Here is a 5,762-nt window from a genome sequence, read left to right as displayed (position 1 = left end):
GTATCCCGGTTATGATTCCAATCCCCCTCCTAACTATTAGCAATGGTGATAGATAGGGCAGGGGGATTGAACTCCATAGCCTTATCGGGTTAATTCAACAGATTTCTTTATATAGATCACCAAGACTTGCAAATCGGGCAATTTCTGTCCAGTGCTTGTAACAATTATCGGCTTCAAAGCCAAGAAAATGTATCTGTAATGGTGTATGCAATCTACCAGTATCGATTTCGTAAGAAAGCAATTGAGCCTTGGATTTAGATCTGTTCAGGCATTTGCAGATTTCAGGGTCCTGATTTGAAGTTTTCGGTGATGAAAATTGAAGTTTTCAGTGACGACTTATAGACGGCTTATATTTTCAGTGAGGGTTTATAGAGGGTTTATAGTCAAATTGTCGAAACAACTTGACAACAGATGGCTATTTGGCAAAATAGACAAATACTATTCAATAACGGAGCTTAGTATGTCTAACAGCGAAAGATACGTATATATGGCATCTGTGATGAAAGCCCTGGCTCATCCCACGCGGCTTTTTATCGTAGATGAGTTGGAAAAAGCGCCTCGCAATGTGAGTGAACTTACCGAAATGGTCGGTATTGATATATCTACCATATCCCGCCATTTGGGCATCCTCAAACAAGCGGGTATCATCGGGGCAACCAAGAGAAACAATCAAATGATCTATCGCCTGTTGTATCCATGTGTCTTGGATATGTTTAGCTGCATAAAAAAATTAAAGGGGCAGGCTCAATGAAAAACTTGAAAGCTAATTGGAAGGAACTGAAGATATTGGGTATTATGTTGGCGATTTTCCTGGGCGCATACTTCATTCCTTTTAAGTCTGCCCGCTTCGAGAGAGGATTGCTGGAAGCCTTCTTCTTGTTGCAGGATTACGCGCGCCTGCACGTACTGCTTTGTCTGATTCCCGCTCTATTCATTGCTGGTGGAGTAAGTGTGTTCATCAGCAGCGAAAGCGTGATGAAGTATTTGGGTCCCGCAGCCAAGAAAGTTATGGCATACGCTGTGGCTTCGGTATCAGGGGCAATTTTAGCCGTTTGTTCGTGTACCATCTTACCGCTCTTTAGCGGAATCTACAAACGCGGTGCAGGCTTGGGTCCGGCTGTTGCTTTTTTGTATTCTGGACCTGCCATCAATATTCTTGCCATAGTGATGACTGCCCGCATTTTGGGGCTTCAGATCGGCATTGCCAGAGGATTGGGGGCAGTGGTTTTCAGTGTAATTATCGGTCTCATCATGCATCTGCTGTTCCGAAAAGAAGAACAGGCCAGGCAGGATAGCATGAACTTCGGTGAGCCGGGAAAGGGACGTCCACTTTGGCACACTTTAGTCCATTTTGGTCTGATGATCATGATTCTTATCGTGCTGAATTGGGCAAAGCCCAATCCCAATTCTAGCTCACCTTTTATGGACTGGATGTATGCCTATAGATGGATGGTAAGCGGAGTGCTGGCCTTGCTATTTGGCATTTCTCTGTCGGTATTTTATGGCTTCAAGATGTGGAAAGTGCTGGTAACCGCAATAGTAGTCTCCGCTATGGGTCTCTTATTCCCATCTCAACCTCTGATCGCTTTCGTGGCGTTAGTCGCGATGCTAAGTCTTTGGCTAGTCTTTGAAAAAGGTGAGCTGAAGGATTGGATGGATTCCACTTGGGATTTTGCCAAACTGATCATTCCCCTACTCTTTATGGGTGTAATGATCGCTGGAGCCTTGCTTGGCCGCCCCGGACAAGATGCCTGGGTGCCTTCGCACTGGATAGAGAGCGCGGTTGGAGGCAATTCCATCTTTGCTAATTTCTTTGCCGCCATCTCCGGAGCTTTTATGTATTTCGCCACACTCACAGAGGTACCGATCCTACAAGGCCTTTTGGGAAGCGGTATGGGCAAGGGTCCCGCTTTAGCACTTCTGCTTTCTGGACCTGCACTGTCTTTGCCCAGCATGTTAGTAATCAACACAGTATTGGGTTTCAAAAAGACTGCTGTCTTCATCTTTTTAGTTGTGATTATGTCCACTCTTACCGGGTACCTCTTCGGAGTGATTTTCGCTTGATCGAGTTTTGGGGTTTCTATGCCAGGATTGTACTTGATCCAAAAAATATATCTGCAAGGAGAATAGCATGCAGATCAAAATACTCGGGACAGGATGTCCCAAATGCAGAAAATTGGAAGAAAACGCTCGGCAAGCCGTATCGGCTGCGAGCATCGAAGCAAGTATCGAAAAAGTGGAAGATCTCAATCGGATTATGGACTATGGGGTGATGCTAACACCAGCTCTGGTGATAGATGAAAACGTGGTATCCTCTGGGAAGGTCATCTCCTCTGATGAAATCAAAGCGCTAATCGATAAATTAGTTTGAGTAGGCTGAGACAAATGTACATTTACCTGTAGGGACAGCACTTCCTGCAATAAGTGTTTGTGTCAGCAACGACGCAGCTTCCGGCGTTTAGCCTACTCCGATACCAGCAACGTGGGCATCATATCCCCGGATAATCTATTTACATCTTATAGGCGGGACGTTACATAATGGCTTGTTCAGTATGCTTCACCACAGGTGTTTTTAGATATTGATGGTAGTATATTCTTCCCCATGATGGGTTTTATGCCGTAGAAGAGATTGAGAAGATGTGGCGCAATAGTAATCAACCGGCAATCTCTTGTCGCTTCCGATCTGTGTGATGCAAGGTCTTCTTACGCATGCGGATACTATCCGGAGTGATCTCCAGAAGCTCATCATCTCCGATATACTCCATGGCTTGTTCGAGACTAAAGATTCTGGGCGGAATTAGTTTGATGGCGTCATCCTTGCCTGCGGCACGATTGTTCGTAAGTTTTTTTCCTTTGCAAACGTTGATCACGAGGTCGGAATCCTTGCTATGCTGTCCTACGATCATGCCGCCATAGACCTCAGTGTTTGCTCCAATAAAGAGGACTCCTCGCGGCTGGAAGGCATTGAGTGAATAGCCCAGAGCCACTCCGCTTTCCATGGCGATCAAAGAACCATGTGAGGAACCGACGATCTCGCCTTTGTATTCCTCATAACCAAAAAAACATTGGCTGATGAGTCCCGTACCCCGCGTTTCGGTGAGGAATTCATTGCGAAAACCGATCAATCCGCGTGCGGGAACCTTGAATTCCAAGCGTGTATAACCATCCACTTCCGGGCTCATGTGCATTACTTCGCCTTTTCTTTTGCCCATGATCTCGATAGTGGCACCTACATATTCTTTGCTTACGTCTACCGTTGCCAATTCTATGGGTTCCAGAACTTTGCCATTTTCGCGTTTATACAACACTCGAGGTTTGGAGATATTAAACTCATAGCCTTCACGGCGCATGTTTTCCATGAGAATGGATAGCTGAAGCTCTCCCCTACCTTTTACCGTAAAGGATTCACCATTGGGACTGCGTTCTGCTACCAAGGAGACATTAGTTCTCAGCTCCCGTTGTAGTCTCTCCCAGATCTTGCCGGAGGTAAGCCACTTGCCGCTGCGTCCCATAAACGGTGAATTGTTTACGTAAAACTCTATAGCGATGGTGGGTTCATCAATACTGATGCCGGGGAGAGCAACGCTCTTATCCTTGTCTGCTACCGTTTCTCCGATGCCTATGCTCTCCAAGCCTGCGATGGCAACGATGTCTCCGGCATGAGCGATCTTGATCTCTTTTTTGCGCAGTCCTTCATAACAATACAGTGCCGCAACCCGATAAATCTCCTTGGAACCGTCGCTCTTGAGAAGTGCCACTTCGCTACCGCTTTTGATGCTGCCATTGTGAATCTTTCCAGTACCCATCTTGCCCACATAGTTGTCATATTCAATCGCTGAGACCAGCATTTGCAGGGGTTGATGCCGATCTCCTGAAGTATCTGGCACTTCTTTGATGATCAAATCCAAGAGTGGGAAGATATCTTTCGGCTCGTCGGTAAGTTCGTTGACGGCATAGCCATCTTTCCCAGAGGCATAGATCACGGCAAAGTCCAATTGCTCGTTGGTTGCCCCAAGCTCCATAAAGAGCTCAAACACCATGTCCAATACTGCGTGTGGGCGAGCCTTGGGACGATCTATCTTGTTGATCACTACTATCGGATGAAGCCCTAAAGCCAGAGCGTTTTTGAGCACATACTTCGTCTGCGGCATGGGACCCTCAAAAGCGTCCACCAAGAGTAGGACACTATCCACCATATCCATGATGCGTTGCACTTCACCGCCAAAATCTGCGTGACCTGGTGTATCCACGAGATTGATCTTGTGAGAATGATAATGCAGGGATGCACTCTTGGAAAAGATGGTGATCCCGCGCTCTCTTTCTATATCGTTTGAATCCATCACTCGCTCTGAAACCTGTTCATTGGCTCTAAATACCCCAGCTTGACGGAGAATGGCGTCGATGAGGGTAGTCTTGCCGTGATCTACATGGGCGACGATGGCTATGTTCTTTATCTTTTGCATGTTAGTCCTTATTTTTTGTCAATGGCTGCCACTTTTTCTAAAATGGTTAATCCGTCAACCAGCAATGTCGGAATCACTGAGACGCAAATAGAAGTCTTATTCAAAGCTGCTCTCGCCCAAAAGAATAAGATGCAAGCGGAGACTGAGGAAATATCACCTTGGGAGGGTGATTATGCTATGATGATTAATTTATTCAGAATATACTAATCAATTTGTACGCATCATTTTACGATCATGGTATCTGATGCGTTTAAGAAAAGGATTACAGAAATAAATGATTTTTATTGACAACAATGCAAGGAGAAGATATCGTATACGTAAATTATATTCATCGAGGTGTATGATGAAAAAGAAATTATTGCCTTTTTTAGTTTTTATGCTGCCTCTTGTTCTATTGAGTAGCATCTTTGATATGCAGAACATAGGCAATCCGAGTATTCATAACGTTTTGAGCAGGGCACAGCGCATGCATGAGCAAGTTTACAGCTTTTTCTACGAAGACAACTGGCTCCCTTCTAACCGTCTGATTCCGTTTTATCGAAATAACAATTGTGCTGTCGTGGATTCCATTCGCATGGATATTTACAATGAAGAAAGCGATGAATGGTTGCTGGGCAGTATGATGTACTATTTTGAGTACAATGACGTCGGCAGAATATTATCCAACACCATGTATGTTTCATATATGGATATGATGTTGCCAATGTGGAAGCAAGTTTGTACCTACGATTCGCAAAATCGCATTACCCATACTTATATTTATAGTGGTGCCATGATGAAAGACGATACTTGGACGCCTGAAAACAGGATGCATTTTATCTATGGTCCCGGAACCACTTTTGAAGTGTATTCGTGGGAAAACTTTGAGCAATATGATAAGACAATCAACTATTATCACTCTACCTTTACTTACGACAACCAGGGCAGGATTATCCAAGAATTGGGCTATGAATCTCCAGATTCTACAAATTGGGTATTGAGCAATCGTGATCATTATGAATATCATCCGCAGGATACCACCACAGGCGAAAGCTTTATTGAACATACGTCGAATAGCTTCGGGACAATGATGTTGTACGAAGGTTACGATTTCCCCGGTTTGATTACATCTGTATTAAGGGAGGACTGGGATGAAGAGTGGATGCTTTCAGATAGAACTACAATGGAATATGATAACCAACTTAGGCGTACCAGTTCTTTGGAGGAATACTATCAAGGCACTTGGGTGCCGGACTACAAATATTTGTATACCTACAACGATGCCGGACAGATGGATTACTCTATCGGTCAGACATACAG

5 protein-coding genes are annotated in these 5,762 nt (G+C 44.7%); 4 read left to right on the top strand and 1 reads right to left on the bottom strand.

Annotated features, from left to right (window positions below):
- The first annotated feature begins 460 nt into the window (after positions 1-460).
- The 3 genes from LHW48_10765 (at position 461) to LHW48_10755 (ending at position 2,371) form a co-directional block, all read left to right on the top strand.
- Positions 461-751, top strand: coding sequence for a metalloregulator ArsR/SmtB family transcription factor (locus LHW48_10765; GenBank protein MCB5260928.1), 291 nt, complete (start codon positions 461-463; stop codon positions 749-751).
- Positions 748-2,064, top strand: a complete 1,317-nt coding sequence (locus LHW48_10760) for a permease (protein MCB5260927.1) — start codon at positions 748-750, stop codon at positions 2,062-2,064. The genes LHW48_10765 and LHW48_10760 overlap by 4 nt, the downstream gene beginning before the upstream one ends.
- A 67-nt stretch (positions 2,065-2,131) precedes the next feature.
- Positions 2,132-2,371: a thioredoxin family protein gene (locus LHW48_10755; GenBank protein ID MCB5260926.1), complete on the top strand. Its 240-nt coding sequence runs from the start codon at positions 2,132-2,134 to the stop codon at positions 2,369-2,371.
- A 283-nt stretch (positions 2,372-2,654) separates the two neighbouring features.
- Here LHW48_10755 and typA read toward each other — a convergent pair whose 3' ends face one another.
- Positions 2,655-4,463 (bottom strand): translational GTPase TypA, encoded by a 1,809-nt coding sequence (gene typA / locus LHW48_10750; GenBank protein ID MCB5260925.1) that lies wholly within the window; start codon positions 4,461-4,463, stop codon positions 2,655-2,657.
- A gap of 340 nt (positions 4,464-4,803) precedes the next feature.
- Between typA and LHW48_10745 the strand changes: the two genes are divergently transcribed.
- Positions 4,804-5,762: hypothetical protein (locus LHW48_10745; GenBank protein ID MCB5260924.1), on the top strand; the 959-nt coding region annotated here is incomplete at its 3' end.

It is taken from the genome of Candidatus Cloacimonadota bacterium (genome assembly GCA_020532355.1).
Lineage (GTDB): Bacteria > Cloacimonadota > Cloacimonadia > Cloacimonadales > Cloacimonadaceae > UBA5456.
The sequence above is the reverse complement of the archived record's forward strand: the minus strand, read 5'-3'. Positions and strand labels throughout refer to the sequence as shown.

Excerpts from the sequence above, each read along its gene's own strand:
- LHW48_10765 (MCB5260928.1), top strand. The coding sequence starts at position 461 with ATGTCTAACAGCGAAAGATACGTATATATGGCATCTGTGATGAAAGCC.
- LHW48_10760 (MCB5260927.1), top strand. The coding sequence starts at position 748 with ATGAAAAACTTGAAAGCTAATTGGAAGGAACTGAAGATATTGGGTATT.
- LHW48_10755 (MCB5260926.1), top strand. The coding sequence starts at position 2,132 with ATGCAGATCAAAATACTCGGGACAGGATGTCCCAAATGCAGAAAATTG.
- typA (MCB5260925.1), bottom strand. The coding sequence starts at position 4,463 with ATGCAAAAGATAAAGAACATAGCCATCGTCGCCCATGTAGATCACGGC.